The 15,611-nt window shown below is 59.6% G+C and carries 16 protein-coding genes; 10 read left to right on the top strand and 6 right to left on the bottom strand.

The window, feature by feature from the left end:
• Positions 1-33: 33 nt before the first annotated feature.
• The 3 genes from ACRQ1B_RS12280 to ACRQ1B_RS12270 all read right to left on the bottom strand — a co-directional run bounded on the left by ACRQ1B_RS12280 (position 34) and on the right by ACRQ1B_RS12270 (position 5,636).
• On the bottom strand, positions 34-2,817 hold the full coding sequence (locus ACRQ1B_RS12280) for a M16 family metallopeptidase (protein ID WP_432294588.1): 2,784 nt from the start codon (positions 2,815-2,817) through the stop codon (positions 34-36).
• A gap of 231 nt (positions 2,818-3,048) precedes the next feature.
• On the bottom strand, positions 3,049-5,106 hold the full coding sequence (locus tag ACRQ1B_RS12275; protein WP_432293957.1) for a vWA domain-containing protein: 2,058 nt from the start codon (positions 5,104-5,106) through the stop codon (positions 3,049-3,051).
• A 2-nt stretch (positions 5,107-5,108) separates the two neighbouring features.
• Positions 5,109-5,636 (bottom strand): RNA polymerase sigma factor, encoded by a 528-nt coding sequence (locus tag ACRQ1B_RS12270; RefSeq protein ID WP_432293956.1) that lies wholly within the window; start codon positions 5,634-5,636, stop codon positions 5,109-5,111.
• A 270-nt stretch (positions 5,637-5,906) separates the two neighbouring features.
• On the opposite strand from ACRQ1B_RS12270, the gene ACRQ1B_RS12265 reads away from it, so the two are divergent.
• Both ACRQ1B_RS12265 and ACRQ1B_RS12260 read left to right on the top strand, forming a co-directional pair.
• Positions 5,907-6,140: a hypothetical protein gene (locus tag ACRQ1B_RS12265; RefSeq protein ID WP_432293955.1), complete on the top strand. Its 234-nt coding sequence runs from the start codon at positions 5,907-5,909 to the stop codon at positions 6,138-6,140.
• A gap of 72 nt (positions 6,141-6,212) precedes the next feature.
• A complete protein-coding gene (locus tag ACRQ1B_RS12260; protein ID WP_432293954.1) occupies positions 6,213-6,533 on the top strand; it encodes a 1-deoxy-D-xylulose-5-phosphate synthase in 321 nt (106 codons plus the stop codon).
• Positions 6,534-6,567: 34 nt separating this feature from the next.
• Here ACRQ1B_RS12260 and ACRQ1B_RS12255 read toward each other — a convergent pair whose 3' ends face one another.
• Positions 6,568-6,771, bottom strand: a complete 204-nt coding sequence (locus tag ACRQ1B_RS12255) for a DUF4287 domain-containing protein (RefSeq protein ID WP_432293953.1) — start codon at positions 6,769-6,771, stop codon at positions 6,568-6,570.
• Between the two features lie 112 nt (positions 6,772-6,883).
• Between ACRQ1B_RS12255 and ACRQ1B_RS12250 the strand changes: the two genes are divergently transcribed.
• Positions 6,884-7,144 (top strand): hypothetical protein, encoded by a 261-nt coding sequence (locus ACRQ1B_RS12250; protein WP_432293952.1) that lies wholly within the window; start codon positions 6,884-6,886, stop codon positions 7,142-7,144.
• A 27-nt stretch (positions 7,145-7,171) separates the two neighbouring features.
• Here the strand turns inward: ACRQ1B_RS12250 and pflA are convergent, their stop codons facing one another.
• Both pflA and pflB read right to left on the bottom strand, forming a co-directional pair.
• Positions 7,172-7,963: a pyruvate formate-lyase-activating protein gene (pflA, locus tag ACRQ1B_RS12245; RefSeq protein ID WP_432293951.1), complete on the bottom strand. Its 792-nt coding sequence runs from the start codon at positions 7,961-7,963 to the stop codon at positions 7,172-7,174.
• An 89-nt stretch (positions 7,964-8,052) separates the two neighbouring features.
• Positions 8,053-10,311 carry a formate C-acetyltransferase gene (gene pflB, locus ACRQ1B_RS12240; protein ID WP_432293950.1) on the bottom strand — a complete coding sequence of 753 codons (2,259 nt, stop codon included), beginning with the start codon at positions 10,309-10,311 and terminating at the stop codon, positions 8,053-8,055.
• Between the two features lie 247 nt (positions 10,312-10,558).
• Between pflB and ACRQ1B_RS12235 the strand changes: the two genes are divergently transcribed.
• The 7 genes from ACRQ1B_RS12235 (at position 10,559) to ACRQ1B_RS12205 (ending at position 15,608) form a co-directional block, all read left to right on the top strand.
• The gene (locus tag ACRQ1B_RS12235) at positions 10,559-11,542 is read left to right on the top strand and encodes a sugar kinase (protein WP_432293949.1); all 984 of its coding nucleotides are present in this window, start codon (positions 10,559-10,561) and stop codon (positions 11,540-11,542) included.
• A 31-nt stretch (positions 11,543-11,573) separates the two neighbouring features.
• A complete protein-coding gene (kdgT, locus tag ACRQ1B_RS12230) occupies positions 11,574-12,590 on the top strand; it encodes a 2-keto-3-deoxygluconate transporter (RefSeq protein WP_432293948.1) in 1,017 nt (338 codons plus the stop codon).
• A 71-nt stretch (positions 12,591-12,661) separates the two neighbouring features.
• The gene (locus ACRQ1B_RS12225; RefSeq protein WP_432293947.1) at positions 12,662-13,123 is read left to right on the top strand and encodes a NanQ anomerase/TabA/YiaL family protein; all 462 of its coding nucleotides are present in this window, start codon (positions 12,662-12,664) and stop codon (positions 13,121-13,123) included.
• A gap of 52 nt (positions 13,124-13,175) precedes the next feature.
• Positions 13,176-14,018, top strand: coding sequence for a 5-dehydro-4-deoxy-D-glucuronate isomerase (gene kduI, locus ACRQ1B_RS12220; RefSeq protein WP_432293946.1), 843 nt, complete (start codon positions 13,176-13,178; stop codon positions 14,016-14,018).
• Between the two features lie 164 nt (positions 14,019-14,182).
• Entirely contained in the window at positions 14,183-14,968 is a 786-nt protein-coding gene (locus ACRQ1B_RS12215) for a gluconate 5-dehydrogenase (protein ID WP_432293945.1), read from the top strand.
• Positions 14,969-15,078: 110 nt separating this feature from the next.
• Positions 15,079-15,309 carry a type II toxin-antitoxin system CcdA family antitoxin gene (locus ACRQ1B_RS12210; RefSeq protein WP_432293944.1) on the top strand — a complete coding sequence of 77 codons (231 nt, stop codon included), beginning with the start codon at positions 15,079-15,081 and terminating at the stop codon, positions 15,307-15,309.
• Positions 15,309-15,608: a CcdB family protein gene (locus ACRQ1B_RS12205; RefSeq protein WP_432293943.1), complete on the top strand. Its 300-nt coding sequence runs from the start codon at positions 15,309-15,311 to the stop codon at positions 15,606-15,608. The genes ACRQ1B_RS12210 and ACRQ1B_RS12205 overlap by 1 nt, the downstream gene beginning before the upstream one ends.
• Positions 15,609-15,611 lie beyond the last annotated feature (3 nt).

Genomic DNA, 15,611 nt, shown 5'->3' with positions numbered 1-15,611 from the left:
CGTTGCTGAGCAGGTGATTGCGCCCGCTCAGCGTCATCGGACGCTGGCAGGCAGAACCTCGAACTTCCACAATCGCTTCGCCTGAAAATATTGCTTGGCGAAATCGCGCACCTGATCGGCCGTGACCTTGGAGTAGCCATCGAGGCTGTAGCGGATCAGGTCAAGCTGGCGCGGGTCCGTTTGCACATCGCGCAGATATCGCATCCAGTAATCGTTGCTCTGCTGCTGGTGTTTCAGCGTTTCGATTGCCGGTTCCCGCGCGCGTGCCAGTTCGTCGTCTGAAACGCTGTTCGAGCCGAGGTCTGTCGCGACCTTGTCGAACAGCGAATAGAAGCCGTCCACCTTTTCCGGCGTCGTTTCCAGATAGAAAAAGGCAAAACCGTAACCGGGCAGATCTCTCGACAGATCGGCGCTGCCCTGCAGGCCGTAGGTCGCTCCTTCGGCAATCCGGAACTGCTCGATCAGCCGGTTTTCGAGAATCTGCGTCGAAATGTTGGCGATGAAGGCGCGGGGGATATCGGAAAACAGATCGCCGATCGGTAAGCCGACGGCAATCGCTACCGTATCCTCTCTGCCGGTATGCGTGGCGATGGCCGGTTTTTCGGTGGCGTCAGGAAAGCGCACCTTGGCTTGATTGGGCATCGCTGAAAGCTCGGCACGTTGCGGCAAGGCTCCAAAGGTGTTGGCCGTCAGCCGAATGGCATCGTCAACCGTGACATCACCGACAATGATGATTTCGATCGGCCCTTTCGACACCAGGGGGCGAAACAGGCCTTCGAAATCGTCTGGTGTCGCCGTCGAAAGCTGGGCGCGGTCCGGAAAGGTCCAGCGCGGATCGTTGGAATGCGCAAGGCCGGCAAAATCCCGACCGAGCACGCCGCCCGCCGTCGCCGCATATTGGTCGAGCCCGCTCAGATAGGCCTGCTGCACCCGTTTAAAAACTTCGGGCCGATAGGCTGGATCGGATGTATAGGCCGCCATGACCTGCAGCTGGGTTTCGAGATCCTCTGTCCGTGTACGACCATCGAAGCGCACGGAACTGTCGCCGACCGAAAAATCGATGCCGAAGATCTTGGCGGCGAGCGCCTTCTGGATATCCTGGAAATCCATGGCGCCGGTGCCGGAAAGAACGATGGCCGGAGATGCCCAGATCGGCAGGAAACGGTCATCTGCCATGGCCATTCGGCCACCAGCGATATGTTCGCGCACAAGAACTTCGTTGGCCCGCAGTTTTGTCGGCTTGACGGTCAGGCGAACGCCGTTGGCAAAGCGCACCATGGTCAGGCCGAGATCGTCAACGCTGCGACGCTCGACAACCGCGCCCGGTTCTCCGAACGATGTATAGGGCCAGACCACATCATCCGTGCCGGAAGGTGCCGAAACGCTCACGGCGCGGGAGGCAGCATAGGCCTCGCGGACCGCGTCTGCGCCACCTTCGGGTGCTTGCGCGGCTTGGAGCAGGACCTGCGGACCGTTTCCGGAAAATGTCTCGCCAAGCACCTTGTTGACCTCTTCGGCCGTCACCTGCGCGGTCAGCGTTTCGAACAGCGCAAGATCATCGGTCGGTGAGGTGAATACCTGTTCGCTATCGACGCTGCCGGCCAGCATGGAGGCAAGCGTGGTCGTCGTGCGTGTCGATGCCGCCGCCGCTTCGGCCTGCAGGACCGACCGATATTCGACGATTTCCCGCTGGATCTCGGCCTCCGAAGCGCCGAACTGCTGAATGCGGCGTTGTTCCTGGTCGATCGCCGCAAGGGCGGCCTGCCATTTGTCCGGCTCCGAATTGGCTGCAACCACCGCGACATGCGCGGATTTCAACAGATCCTGCGCGCCCGTATTGGCGCCGATAAAGGGCGCATCCGCCTTGCTGCCGAGGGCGGACAGCCGGCGTTGCAGCACCAGCAGGCCGAGGCCCTCGACAAGCTGCGAGCGCCGCTCGGCAACGGTGTCGTGATCATCCTCGAACGGCCTCGTCCAGGCGATCTGTACGCTCGTCATGTTGCCCGGAACAGAAATGACCTCAAAGGTTTCGCCCTTGGGCTTCAGACTGCCAAGGTCCGGCTCCTGCGGATTGGCGGACGCCGTTTTCCAGTCGCCGAAGCGTTCGCGAATTTCGGTTTCCATGGCGGCAGGATCGATGTCACCCACAACGATCAGCGTGGCCCGATCCGGCCGGTAATAATCCTTGTAATAGTCACGCAGCCGCTCGACGGGCGCATGGCTGATCACATCCGTTTTGCCGATCGGCGAGCGCATCGGTACACGCTGGCCATCGAGCAGGCTGTTCATGGCGGCCATGCCGGCGCGGTATTGCGGCGTATCGCGCAGCCGTTCTTCCGCAAGAATGACACCGCGTTCTCGATTGAAGGCGGCGGCATCAAGCGTCAGTTCGCTTGCGGTCTCGCGCATCAGCTTCAGGCCGGTGGAAATTGTATCGGCATCGACCTGCGGAAGATCGAGAGAATAGACGGTTTCGCCATAGGATGTATGGGCGTTCGTATCGGGTCCGAAGGCCAGCCCCTTGCGCTGGAGGATACGCACCATCTCGTCTTCGCCAACATGGGTCGACTCCTTGAAGGCCATATGTTCGAGAAAATGCGCCAGCCCCTGCTGGTCGTCTTTTTCGTCCAGTGAACCGGAGCCGATGCGGAAACGGATCGCCGCCTGTTTCGGCGGTGTCGCATTGCGCAGGATCGCAAATCGCATGCCGTTGGAAAGCGTTCCGAAGTGGACGGCCGGATCGGCCTTGAGATCGCTCTGCGCCTGCGGCCAGGAGGGTTCCGGGCGCTCTGCCCAAACCGGTGCCGCCAGCCCCATGCTCAAGACGAGGGTGACGAGGGCGACAAGCGGTCGGCGGCTTGGTTTTACTATGTATTTGAAAAACATCAGGGTTCCGGCAGAATGCGATTTGGGAGCCGGGACTATCTCAAAGCCTGCTGTCCGCTTCAAGGCGTATGCTCTGAAATGGCCAACCGATCTCTAACAGTTGAGTGAAGTCCTGTCCCGCCGGTCGCCTGTTCGACCTGCCCGGCGGTAAGGTCTGCCCGGTCATTTCCCGTCCAGCGCATCCGCAAGACCGACCAAAGTCTCGAACCCGCCGCGATAACCGAACGGGTCACTGCCGCGTGCGCTGCGGGCCAGATCGAGAATGGAGCCGTAGGCATAGGTATCGAGCGCCTGCGTGTCGCGCAGTTTTTGCCCGAATGCCGCAACCGCGGTGGCAAAACGCACATCCGCAGGTGCCGCGCCGATATCGCCGACGGCGTTTGCCTCGGTGACAGGCGTGGTGATCAGCTTGCTCGTTTCGGCATCGGGCTGTTTATAGCGGATTTTCACGAAGGCGAGCTCATCGGAAGGCCGTGCCGGTGCGGGCGTCGTTTTCTGGTCCGGCTGGTAACGCAGGGGATCGTTCAAAACCGCAGCGCTGCCTTTCGGCGTCACTTCATAGATCGCCGTGACCGAGTGGCCGGATCCGATATCGCCCGCATCGACGCGGTCATTGTTGAAGTCCTCGCGCCTCAGCGCCCGCGTTTCATAGCCGATCAGTCGATACTCTGCGATCTTGTCCGGATTGAACTCGACCTGGATTTTTACGTCCTTGGCGATCGGGAACAGCGTCGAGCCCGCCTCATCGACCAGAGCCTTCTGCGCTTCCGCCAGCGTATCGATATAGGCGGCCGTGCCGTTGCCGTTCTGGGCGAGAGATTGCATCAGGCCATCGTTGAGATTGCCCTGACCGAAACCGAGAACGGACAGATAGATACCGTCCTGACGGCGCTCCTCGATCAACCGCCTGAGATCGTCATCGCTGGATGCGCCGATGTTGAAGTCTCCATCTGTCGCCAGCATGACGCGGTTGATGCCATCCTTCACATAAGCCTCACGGGCCAGACGGTAGGCCGCTTGAATGCCCTCGGCACCGGCGGTGGAACCACCGGGTTCCAAAGTGTCGATGGCATGCAGGATCTTTTCCCGCTCATTCGCGGCGGTCGGCTCGAGAACGGTACCCGCAGCACCGGCATAGGTGACGATCGAGACCTTATCCTGCGGACGCAGCTTGCCGACCAGCAGCCGGAAGGCGCTTTTGAGAAGCGGCAGCTTGTCCGCTGCGTTCATCGATCCCGATACGTCGATCAGGAACACCAGATTGGTGGGCGGCGCGACGGCGGGTGCCAGTTCATATCCCTTGATCGCAACGTTCATCAATCGTGTCCCGGCATTCCAGGGCGTCGGCGTGACGGTGACGGTCGTCTGGAACGGGGTATCGGCGGATTGCGGGCGGGGCCAGTCATACGGAAAATAATTCACCATTTCCTCGACGCGCACGCTGTCGGGGTCCGGCAGCCGGCCCTGCATCAGGGCGCGCCGGACATAGGCATAGGAGGCAGTGTCCACGTCGATGGAAAATGTCGAGACCGGATCTGTCAGCACGCTTTTGACCGCATTGGTTTCGGCATTGGCGTAATGATCACGGGATTCGACTGGCGCCTTGTTTCTGGGGTCGAGCAGAACCTGGGCGCGCTGGCCCCCGGTGGCACGGGGAGCGGCAGCCGAGGCCATTGGCGCGGGCGCAGGCGGTGCCTGCAGTTCGGCCATCGGCGCGGATGCCGGTGCCTTGGCCTTTTGCCCTCCAAGGTGTGCGGTAGTCCCCTCCGTCTGGCTGCCGGGGCTTCCTTGCCGGTTCAGAAAACCTTCGATGTTTTCCGGCGCAAATCGGTTGGTAGCTGCGGCAGGCTGTTCGGACTGCGCGCTCTGTATTTTCTGCTTCGTCGTTTTTTCTTCAGGTGAAGGCGATGAGAGGTCGGCGATGGGTGTCGGGTTGATGCGCATGACCTCGAAGGCAAGCCAGGTGGCTGATGGCACCAGCAGAAGCGTGGCGAGCGCCGAGCCTGCGAGATAACGATGGCGGGTGATCATGGTAAAACTCCGGATCCGGTTGAGGATGGAGTTTTGACGTCCGGCGCCGGCTTTTCCTTGGGTCCGCGCCGTTGTTTTTTCCGCGCCGTCGAACGCTTCCATGGCAGCCGACAGAGCGCGCGCACGGGCCGAGGCCGAAGCCGGCGGTGCAGGCGGCAGGTTCTTGAGGGTTTCGAATTCGTCCGTCATGGTCAGACAGCCTCCTTTTTCAGAAGGTCCTTCAATCGTTTGCGGGCATCATGCAGATGCCAGGAGATCGTCTTTTCGCTGCAGGCCAGAACATCGGCCGCGCCGGCATGGCTCAATCCCTCGGCATAAACCAGCAGAACGGCATCACGCTGCTTGTCCGGCAAGGTTCGCACAGCGGCCCAGAGCCATTCGCCCTGACTGTCATCCACCCGTTCGCGTTGCGCAAGGAAGAGCGGGTCGTGCATCAGCCCGTGTTCGTTGCGCCGACGGCGCGCCATCTGCCTCTGATGGTCCCTGACCGCGTTGAGGGTCAGGGTGTAGAGCCAGGTCCGGAGGCTGGAGCGGCCTTTGAAGCCGCGGATGGCGCGCGCCATCCGGATGCATACGTCCTGCGTGATATCGTCGGCTTCAGCCTTCGTTCCACACCAGCGAAAGGCGACCGCGTGGATGAAGTCGTAATGCGTTTCGACCAGCTGTGAAAACGCATCCCGATCGCCTTTTATGGCTTGCTGCAGGATTTCGGCGCTCAAGATCGTTCTGTCCGTTTTTCATCGATTGAAGCTTAGACGTTCGTTTCGAAAAAATCCTTTGGTCGCTTGCAAAATAAAATTGGAAACAATCGGATGAACACGCTCTGGCAGATGCGACCACGGCCTCCGGTGGCTGCATGGCGTTGATCACCGTCGTGGCCGGTCGCCACGAAACAACCATGCTTGCCATTGACGCGAGGCTGTTTCGCCCCAATACGGTCTTCTCGAGAAACTGGTGATGGCCAGCCAAACAGCAATCGGAGTGAAACAGTGAGTGAACCGACCGTAACCGAAGCAACGAACCGCATTTATGAATCGCTTCAGGCGGACAATGCCGATCTCGACCTTCATATCGCCGCACTCAAGGCAGCGCTGGCGCGCGAAGGCGCCAAAGAAGCCGTCTTCGATCCGACCAAGCTCGCGCATGGCAACCGTTCCGGCCGCAAGCTGATGCAGGCCTATTTTCGCCAGCGTGGCGTGACGGTGAAGTTTTCGGCTGATTGATCTTGCAGGTGGGATCGCGGACAGGCAGAAGCATGTTATGAATGGTGGTGCTCCTAGCATATGGTTCCGATCATGCGCAAAACCCGCATCATGTATATTGAAAACAAGTCGGCGGGCCTGAATGGGCCTGCGACTATCGGCCGTGTCGTTTTTTCCAAGACCGGTAAATCGATCAGCTACTATGGGCGCACTTTTCAGAGCTTGAAAGGCAGTGGCCTCAAGGCAAATTACTTCGATATCGAGACATTGGAGCCGTTTTGGATATCCGGGCCGCGCAAGGACGGCAAGGATCGCCTCTATTCCGATAGCGCCGTGCCGGTCGACATCGATGCGGAGGTTGCTGAAGAATACTGGCTTCAAATCCGGGGTAGCCGCGCGGCGGATCGCGGGTAGCAGCTCCTGCTCCCCACAGCGGACCGGAGAGGTATTATTCGCGCAGCGTATCCGCCACCAGCGCATTTGCATGGCCATGTCCCATGCCGTGCTCCTGCTTCAGCCAGTTCACCAGCTCCATGTGCTTCTTCCCACTCTGGCCGCGAATAAGCTCTTTCCACTCAGTGATCGGGCGTCCGTATTTCGCCTCGATGGAGGGAAAATAGGAAGCAGGTCCCTTAACGACATCCTTTGCCATGACACTTCCCGGTCTGCGACGATTTCTGCCGATGATGCTGGCATGAAACATATCCACTGTCACGTCGCCCGCCGCCTTGTTTCGGCCAAAACGTGTTCCCTATAAGCGAAGCATGGAATCATTCGACGCTTACATCCCTGAAGATATCTATTCCCTGCTGGTCATGGTGGTGGTCGCACTTGTTGCGATCTGGTTGGTGATGTTCGTGGTCCGAAAACTGATCGGCATTGCCATCGTGGCGGGGCTGGTGATCTGCGGTTTCATGATCTGGCAGGATCCGAGCCTGCTGCGCACGGCGCAGGACACCGCCATCGGCTATTACGACCAATGGCAAAATGGCGCTCCGGCCCGTGACGAACGCGGTCAGTGGTAGCGGGCCGGCGATCCGTCGTCATTTACCTCACACGACCGTCAAGCCTCTCGCCGCAAAGATCGCGCGCGCCTGCGCAACCTGATCCGGCGTCGGCGTCGGTGAATCCTTCAGCGTGTAGTCTATGCCGAGCTGTTCCCATTTCTGGGTGCCCATCTGGTGGAAGGGCAGCACTTCCACGCGTTTGACGATATCGCCGAGATCGGCGACGAAATCGGCAAGACGGGCGATATCCTTTTCGCCATCCGTCCAGCCGGGCACCAGCACGTAGCGTAGCCACATCGGTTTTTGCAGGCGCTTCAGGCGGTGGGCAAAATCCAGTGTCGGCTGCAGTGGCTGCGCCGTCAGGCGTTTGTAGATGTCCGGGTCGGAATGCTTGATGTCGAGCAGCACGAGATCGACATTGTCAAAAAACGTGTCCTCGACATTGCCGTGCAGAAATCCCTGCGTGTCCAGCGCGGTATGCAGGCCAAAATCCTGCTTGATGCGGCGAAACATCTCGCCGACAAAACCTGCCTGCATCAGTGGCTCGCCGCCGGAAATGGTCACGCCGCCGGCAAATTTCAGAAAGCCGGAATAGGGTTTGATCTCGGCGATCACGTCATCGAGCGTGATGCGGCGGCCATTGTGCAGTTTCCAGGTGTCCGGGTTGTGGCAATAAAGACAGCGGAACTGACAGCCCGCCATGAAGAACACGAAGCGCATGCCCGGTCCGTCGACGGCGGCGCCGCTTTCAACCGAGTGCAGAAAGCCGTGATCGAGCGGCGTGTGGTGGGCGGCGGATGCTTTTGGCGAGCCGTCCTTGATATCGAGAATGTCCATGGTGAGGCTCATGGTTTTGTAGCGAATACATTGTCTGGAAAGGCCGGGCGCAGAATGAAACTGCGCCCGGTTTGATCTCCAGATCCGGCTTACATCTTGGCGTGGAACGTGCGCGAGATGACGTCGAGCTGCTGTTCGCGGGTCAGCTTGACGAAGTTGACGGCGTAGCCCGATACGCGGACCGTCAGCTGCGGGTAGAGTTCCGGGTGATCCATGGCATCAACCAGCGTGTCGCGATTGAACACGTTGACGTTGACATGGAAACCGCCGGCTGCGGCATAACCGTCCAGGCAATTGGCGAGGTTCTGCGCGCGTTCCTGATCGGTCTTGCCGAGCGAATCCGGGGTGGCCGAAGCCGTCCAGGAAATGCCGTCGAGAGCCGCATCGTACGGGATTTTTGCAACCGAAGCACCGGCAGCAACAAAACCCTTGGTGTCGCGGCCGTTCATCGGGTTTGCACCCGGTGCGAAAGGCTCGCCGGCGCGGCGTCCGTCCGGCGTATTGCCAGTCTTCTTGCCGTAGACCACGTTGGAGGTGATCGTCAGAACCGACTGCGTCGGCATCGAGTCGCGGTAGAAATACGGCTGGGCGGCGATCTTCTTCATGAAGGTCTCGGTCAGCCATACCGCGATGTCGTCGGCGCGGTTGTCGTTATTGCCGTAGGCCGGATAGTCGCCCTCGATCTTGTAATCGACGGCCAGGCCCGCCTCGTTGCGGATCACATGCACCTTGGCGTGCTTGATGGCCGACAGCGAGTCTGCCGCCACCGACAGACCGGCAATGCCGCAGGCCATGGTGCGCAGGATGTCGCGGTCATGCAGCGCCATTTCGATACGCTCGTAAGCGTATTTGTCGTGCATGTAATGGACGGTGTTGAGCGCCTTGACATAGGTCGCGGCCAGCCAGTCCATCATCTTGTCGAACTTGGCCATGACTTCGTCATAGACCAGCACGTCGCCCTTGATGGGCTCAAAACCCTTCGCAACGGCCACACCGCTCTTTTCGTCAACGCCGCCGTTGATCGCGTAGAGCAGAGCCTTGGCGAGGTTGGAGCGGGCGCCAAAGAACTGCATCTGCTTGCCGATCCGCATGGCCGAGACGCAGCATGCAATGCCGTAGTCGTCGCCCCATTTCGGACGCATCAGATCGTCGTTTTCGTACTGGATGGCGCTGGTATCGGCAGACACCTTGGCGCAGAAGTTCTTGAAGCCGGTGGGCAGTTTTGTGCTCCACAGCACGGTCAGGTTCGGTTCCGGAGCCGGGCCGAGATTGTAGAGCGTGTGCAGGAAGCGGAAGCTCGACTTGGTAACGAGCGGGCGACCGTCTTCGCCGATGCCGCCAATCGATTCGGTGACCCAGGTCGGGTCGCCCGAAAACAGCTGGTCATACTCTGGCGTACGCAGGAAGCGGACGATACGCAGCTTGATGACCATGTCGTCGATCAGTTCCTGTGCCTGCTCCTCATTGAGAAGACCGGCATCGATATCGCGCTGGATATAGATGTCGAGGAAGGTCGAAACGCGGCCGAGCGACATGGCCGCGCCGTTCTGTTCCTTCACGGCTGCCAGATAGGCGAAATAGGTCCACTGGATGGCTTCGCGCGCATTGGTCGCAGGCTTGGAAATGTCGTAGCCGTATTTTGCGGCCATTTCGCGCAGTTCGTCGAGCGCGCGGAACTGTTCCGACAGTTCTTCACGCAGGCGCATCACGCTTTCGGTAAAGACCTCATTCTCGATGGCGCGGAAATCCTTCTGGCGGAAGGCGCGCAGGGCATCGGTGCCGTAAAGGGCAACGCGGCGATAGTCGCCGATGATGCGGCCGCGACCATAGGCATCCGGCAGGCCTGTAATGACGCCAGACTTGCGGGCGGCGAGGATTTCCGGGCTGTAGACGTCGAAAATGCCCTGGTTGTGGCTCTTGCGATACTTGGTCCAGACTTCCTTGACCGAAGGATCGAGTTCGAAACCGAAGGCTTCCAAGCCGTTTTCGACCATGCGCAACCCGCCGTTCGGCATGATGGCGCGCTTCAGCGGCGCGTCGGTCTGCAGGCCGACGATCAGCTCGGCGCTTTGGTCGATGTAGCCGGCGTCGTGTGCGGTAATGGTCGAGGCGCGGTCGGCGGAAACGTCGAGAACGCCTTTTTCGCGTTCGGCCTTCAGGAGGACACTGAGGTCTTCCCAGAGTTTAAGAGTGCGTTTTGTCGCACCTGCAAGAAACGTACTGTCGGCGGTGTAGGGAGTGTAGTTCGCCTGGATGAAATCGCGAACATCGACGCTTTCGCGCCAGGCCTCGCCCTTAAAGCCCGACCATGCATCGGCCGGAGTGATCTTTTCGGAAAGGATGCCCATTAATGTCTTCCTTCTGGTTTGCCTTACGGCACTTGAGTTCGGATCCTCCCAGATCGTGATACTTTATCATGTAGTGACAAGTATCCTGACTTCCACCCGCAGACTATCAACATGCTGGAGGAAACCATTGATCACGATCAACGCCGAGGGTGCGACATCCCGATAAGTTCATCTCGAAAGCGCAAGGCAGGGGTCAGAGAGACGCCTTGTGTTTCAAGCCGCAAACGCGGCCGGGAAGGGATGCACAATGACACAACAACAAATTCGCGTCGCATCGATCGGTGAATGCATGATCGAAATGCAATGCAAGCCTGACGGGTCGATCACCCAGGCTTTCGGCGGCGACACCTTTAATACTGCAGCCTACATGGCGCGCCTCGGCGCCGGACTGGGCACTTTTGTTTCTTACGTCACCGCCATCGGCGACGATCCGTTCAGCGATCAGATGGCCGCCTTCTGGAAAGAGCAGGGGGTCGATGACCACCTTGCTCTCCGTCTGAAAGGACGTCGCGCAGGACTTTATTTCATTCGCACGGATGCAGCCGGCGAACGTCGCTTCTTTTACTGGCGCGGCGAGGCAGCCGCCCGGGAAACCTTCGAGTCGGAAGGTTCGAAGGGTCTGCTGGAAGCCCTTGGTGGCTATACCAGCATCTACCTGTCAGGCATCAGCCTGGCAGTTCTGAAGCCCGAAAGCCGCGAGCGTCTGCTCCAAAGGCTGGAGGAACTGGCCCGCGCCGGTGTTGCCGTCGATTTTGACGGAAACTACCGCCCGCTCCTTTGGGGCGGCATCGAAAATGCGCGGGCCGTCTATGAGCGCGTCATCGGCTTTTCCACGCGCGTTCTCGTCACCATCGAGGAACTGGAAGTTCTGGGGCTTGCCCAGACCATGCAGGCCGGCATCGACTATTTTTCGAAAAAGCCGCAGCTCGAAGTGGTGATCAAGGACGGGCCGGGCGATGCCACGCTCATCCATGGCGGCAAGGTTGAAACCGTGCCTGCCACCAAGGTCGAAAAGGTCGTCGATACCACCGCGGCCGGCGACAGTTTTTCGGCCGCCTACGTCCTCGGTCGCCTTCTCGGGCTCGAACCCGCGGAAGCTGCCACCCGTGCCCATGTCGTCGCCGGTGCTGTCGTCCAGCATCACGGCGCCATCATCCCGGAAGGAGCAACGCCAGACGTTTTTTCCAACGAGATCGCTCTGCGCGGCCAACAGATAACAGCCGCAGAATAGCGAAAAAGAATATTTTAGGAGGAATGCAAAAATGAATATCAAGAAAGCAATCGACAAGGTCCCCGGCGGCCTGATGCTGGTGCCGCTCATTCTCGGCGCACTCTGCAAGACGTTTTTCCCGTGGGCGGGCAGCTATTTCGGCTCGTTCACCAACGGCCTGATCTCGGGTACGGTTCCGATCCTTGCCGTGTGGTTCTTCTGCATGGGCACGTCGATCGATCTGCGCGCAACCGGCACGGTGCTGCGCAAGTCGGGTAACCTCGTCGTCGTGAAAACCCTCGTTGCCTGGGGCGCGACCTATGTTGCAGCCCAGTTCCTGCCGCTCGAAGGCGTTCAGTCGGGCCTGTTCATGGGCTTCTCGGCACTCGCCATCTGCGCCGCGATGGATATGACCAATGGCGGTCTCTACGCCGCGATCATGCAGCAATACGGCACCAAGGAAGAATCGGGCGCCTTCGTGCTGATGTCGATCGAATCGGGTCCGCTGGTCTCGATGCTGATCCTCGGCGCAGCCGGCGTCGCCACGTTCGAACCGCACCTGTTCGTCGGCGCCGTCCTGCCCTTCCTGATCGGCTTCATCCTCGGTAACCTCGACAAGGACCTGCGCGCCTTCTTCAAGGGCGGCGTCACCACCCTCATCCCATTCTTTGGTTTTGCGCTCGGTAACGGTATCGACCTCAACGTCATCCTGACCACGGGTCTCGGCGGCATCCTGCTCGGTGTCATCGTCATCGTCGTCACCGGCATCCCGCTGATGATCGCCGACAAGGTCATCGGTGGCGGTAATGGTACCGCCGGTCTGGCTGCCTCGTCGGCTGCCGGTGCGGCCGTCGCCAACCCGATGATCATCGCCGAAATGGCACCGCAGTTCAAACCCGCTGCCGCTGCCGCCACCTCGCTGGTTGCCGCTGCGTGCCTGACGACTGCCATTCTGGTTCCCATCCTGACCGGCATGTACGCCAAGCACATGAAAAAGCGGGCCGGCGTAACCGAAGCCGCTCCGGCTGATGCGCCGCAGCCGGGTGACGGCCTGCGCCCTGCCGAGTAAGGTTCGCCGGGGCCGGCGTTCGCCGCCGGCCCCGATGACCCGAAAGGCCAAGTAAATCAAGGAATAATGTCATGTATCTTAGCCATCTCGCCACGCTCGACCGCGACGCCGCAATCCTGCCTGAGAACGTCCGCAAAGGTCTCGACTTTCTTGCCAGGACCGATATCGCTTCTCTGCCGGCCGGCCGCGTCGATATCGAAGGCGACAGCATCTTTGCGCTGATCCAGGATTACGACACGGCACCGAAGGGCGAAAAGCGTCCGGAATCGCATGCCCGTTACATGGACATCCAGTATGTCTTTGCCGGCCGCGAAGTCATCGGTTACGCCCCGCTCGCCGCCGACCACACGGTCGAGGAAGACCTTTTCGAAGGCCGCGACGTCCGCTTCTATTCGAAGGTTACCGACGAAACCGATCTCCTCATGGGCCCGGGCGCCTACGCGCTGTTCTACCCGACCGACATCCATCGTCCGGGCTGCGCTGCCGAGACTGCGGGCAAAGTCCGCAAGGTCGTCGTCAAGGTCCTTCTCTGAGGGCTGCCACGGCCTCTTTCATCACGATACAAGTTTCTACAGGAGTTACATCATGGACATTCGTTATTCGGCCAGCCAGAGAGATTTCAAGCGTTACACGACCGAAGAAACGCGCGCCGAATTCCTCATCGAAAAGCTTTTCGTCGCTGACGAAATCCTTGCCACCTACAGCCATGTCGACCGCATGGTCGTGTTCGGCTGCATGCCGGTGAGTGAAGCCGTGCCGCTCGACAAGGGCATCGACTGCATGAAGAATTTCGGCACCAACTATGTGCTGGAGCGCCGTGAACTCGGCATCTTCAACCTCGGTGGCGAAGGCTCGATCGAAGTCGACGGCGAGGTCTACGAGGCCGGCTTCAAGGATTGCCTTTACGTCACCAAGGGCACCAAGCAGGTCATCTTCCGCAGCAAGGACAAGACCAAGCCTGCAAAGTTCTACATGATCTCGGCGCCGGCGCATAAGGTCTGCAAAACCACCTTCCTGTCGATCAATGATGCCAAGAAAAAGCCGGTCGGCGACAATGCCACCGCCAACAAACGCGTCATCAACCAGTTCATCCACCCGGACGTTCTGGAAACCTGCCAGCTGTCGATGGGCCTGACCGAACTCGATCCGGGCAATGTCTGGAACACCATGCCGGCCCACACCCATGAGCGCCGTTCGGAAATCTACTATTACTTCAACATCGCCGAAGATCAGGCCGTCTTCCACATGATGGGTGAAGGCCAGCAGACCCGCCATATCCTCGTCGGCAACGAGCAGGCCGTCATCTCGCCGTCGTGGTCGATCCATGCCGGTTGCGGCACCGCCAACTACACGTTCATCTGGGCGATGTGCGGCGAAAACCTCACCTTCGACGACATGGACCATATCCCGATCAACGAACTGCGTTGATCTTGGGAAGAGGGCGCGAAAGCGTGCAAGGTTTTTGCGCCCTTCCACGGCTTCCAACAGCCTGCTGAACCGTCGCCCGTGAGGGTGTCACCTCATGCAGGCCAAGCGGCAGCAGGTTTGCGCTGCCGCCTTATCCTCCCTCCGTATTCAAGGATTTTTTGATTATGAGCTATCCCGACGCATTCTCGCTCAAGGGCAAGGTCGCCCTAGTCACCGGCGCTTCCTACGGTATCGGTTTTGCGCTGGCGAGCGCGCTGGCAGAAGCCGGCGCCACCATTGCCTTCAACGATGTCAACGAGGAATTCCTCGCAAAGGGCATCGAAGCCTATAAGGCCGCCGGCATCGACGCCAAGGGTTACATCTGCGACGTCACCGATGAGCCGGGCGTGCAGAAACTGGTCGCCGATATCGAAAAGGATCTCGGCCCGGTCGATATCCTCGTCAACAATGCCGGCATCATCCGCCGCACGCCAATGCACGAAATGGACGTCAAGGATTTCCGCCAGGTCATCGATATCGACCTGACCGCGCCCTTCATCGTCGCCAAGGCCGTCATTCCCGGCATGATCAAAAAGGGCGGCGGCAAGATCATCAACATCTGCTCGATGATGAGCGAACTCGGCCGCGAAACCGTGTCTGCCTATGCCGCAGCCAAGGGTGGCCTGAAGATGCTGACCCGCAACATCGCTTCGGAATACGGCGCGCTGAACATCCAGTGCAACGGCCTGGGCCCAGGTTATATCGAAACCCCGCAGACCGCCCCGCTGCGCGAACCGGGCCATCCGTTCAATTCCTTCATCCTGGCAAAGACGCCTGCCAACCGCTGGGGCACCACGCAGGACCTGAAGGGCCCGGCCGTCTTCCTCGCCTCGCCGGCATCGGATTTCGTCAACGGCCACGTTCTTTACGTCGATGGCGGCATCCTGGCCTATATCGGCAAGCAGCCCTGATTTTTGTCAGGCACATGAATGATGAAAGCCGGGGCTCGCGCCCCGGCTTTTTCGTGCGCTTGTTTTTGATGGGTGAGGGTTTACAATCGGCGCAGACAATGGAGGTCGCCGTGTCCGCCGAGGCCCGCAAAAAAGCCAGTGTTTCAGTCGATGCCGCGCTTCTATCGGATGCGCGTGACCTCGATATCGACGTGTCGCAGGTTGCGGAAACCGGCCTTGCGGCGGCAGTGAAGGCCGAGCGCGAACGCCGGTGGCGTCTGGAAAATGCCGAGGCGATAAAAGCGTATAACGAAGACGTTGAAAAGAATGGTTTGCCGCTGGCAAAGTACCGGCAGTTCTGATGGCCCGGTTTCACGTCCATCGCTTGAAAACCGGCGATGGCCTCGTGATGGACCTTCAGGCAGATTTTCTCGACAATCTCGAAACCCGCGTTGTAGCTCCGGTGCTTCCTCTTGAGCGAATTGGCCGCCCTTTCGTTCGGCTTAGTCCAGTTCTTGAAATTCACGGACGCACTTATGTTGTTGTTATTCCGTCTCTGGCATCTGTTCCAAGACAAATGATCGGCGATCCGGTCGCGGATTTTTCAGTCTTGCGGGACGAACTGATCGCCGCCACCGACTTTCTCTTCCAAGGCTTCTGATCT

This window comes from Endobacterium panacihumi, assembly GCF_050847465.1.
In the GTDB taxonomy this organism is placed as follows: domain Bacteria; phylum Pseudomonadota; class Alphaproteobacteria; order Rhizobiales; family Rhizobiaceae; genus Neorhizobium; species Neorhizobium panacihumi.
This window is presented reverse-complemented; position numbering and strand designations above follow the sequence as displayed.

Bases quoted from the DNA above. Each gene is read 5' to 3' on its own strand.
- ACRQ1B_RS12280 (WP_432294588.1), bottom strand. From the start codon at position 2,817: ATGGGGCTGGCGGCACCGGTTTGGGCAGAGCGCCCGGAACCCTCCTGG.
- ACRQ1B_RS12275 (WP_432293957.1), bottom strand. From the start codon at position 5,106: ATGACGGACGAATTCGAAACCCTCAAGAACCTGCCGCCTGCACCGCCG.
- ACRQ1B_RS12260 (WP_432293954.1), top strand. From the start codon at position 6,213: ATGCGCAAAACCCGCATCATGTATATTGAAAACAAGTCGGCGGGCCTG.
- ACRQ1B_RS12255 (WP_432293953.1), bottom strand. From the start codon at position 6,771: ATGGCAAAGGATGTCGTTAAGGGACCTGCTTCCTATTTTCCCTCCATC.
- ACRQ1B_RS12250 (WP_432293952.1), top strand. From the start codon at position 6,884: ATGGAATCATTCGACGCTTACATCCCTGAAGATATCTATTCCCTGCTG.
- pflA (WP_432293951.1), bottom strand. From the start codon at position 7,963: ATGGACATTCTCGATATCAAGGACGGCTCGCCAAAAGCATCCGCCGCC.
- pflB (WP_432293950.1), bottom strand. From the start codon at position 10,311: ATGGGCATCCTTTCCGAAAAGATCACTCCGGCCGATGCATGGTCGGGC.
- ACRQ1B_RS12235 (WP_432293949.1), top strand. From the start codon at position 10,559: ATGACACAACAACAAATTCGCGTCGCATCGATCGGTGAATGCATGATC.
- kdgT (WP_432293948.1), top strand. From the start codon at position 11,574: ATGAATATCAAGAAAGCAATCGACAAGGTCCCCGGCGGCCTGATGCTG.
- ACRQ1B_RS12225 (WP_432293947.1), top strand. From the start codon at position 12,662: ATGTATCTTAGCCATCTCGCCACGCTCGACCGCGACGCCGCAATCCTG.
- kduI (WP_432293946.1), top strand. From the start codon at position 13,176: ATGGACATTCGTTATTCGGCCAGCCAGAGAGATTTCAAGCGTTACACG.
- ACRQ1B_RS12215 (WP_432293945.1), top strand. From the start codon at position 14,183: ATGAGCTATCCCGACGCATTCTCGCTCAAGGGCAAGGTCGCCCTAGTC.
- ACRQ1B_RS12205 (WP_432293943.1), top strand. From the start codon at position 15,309: ATGGCCCGGTTTCACGTCCATCGCTTGAAAACCGGCGATGGCCTCGTG.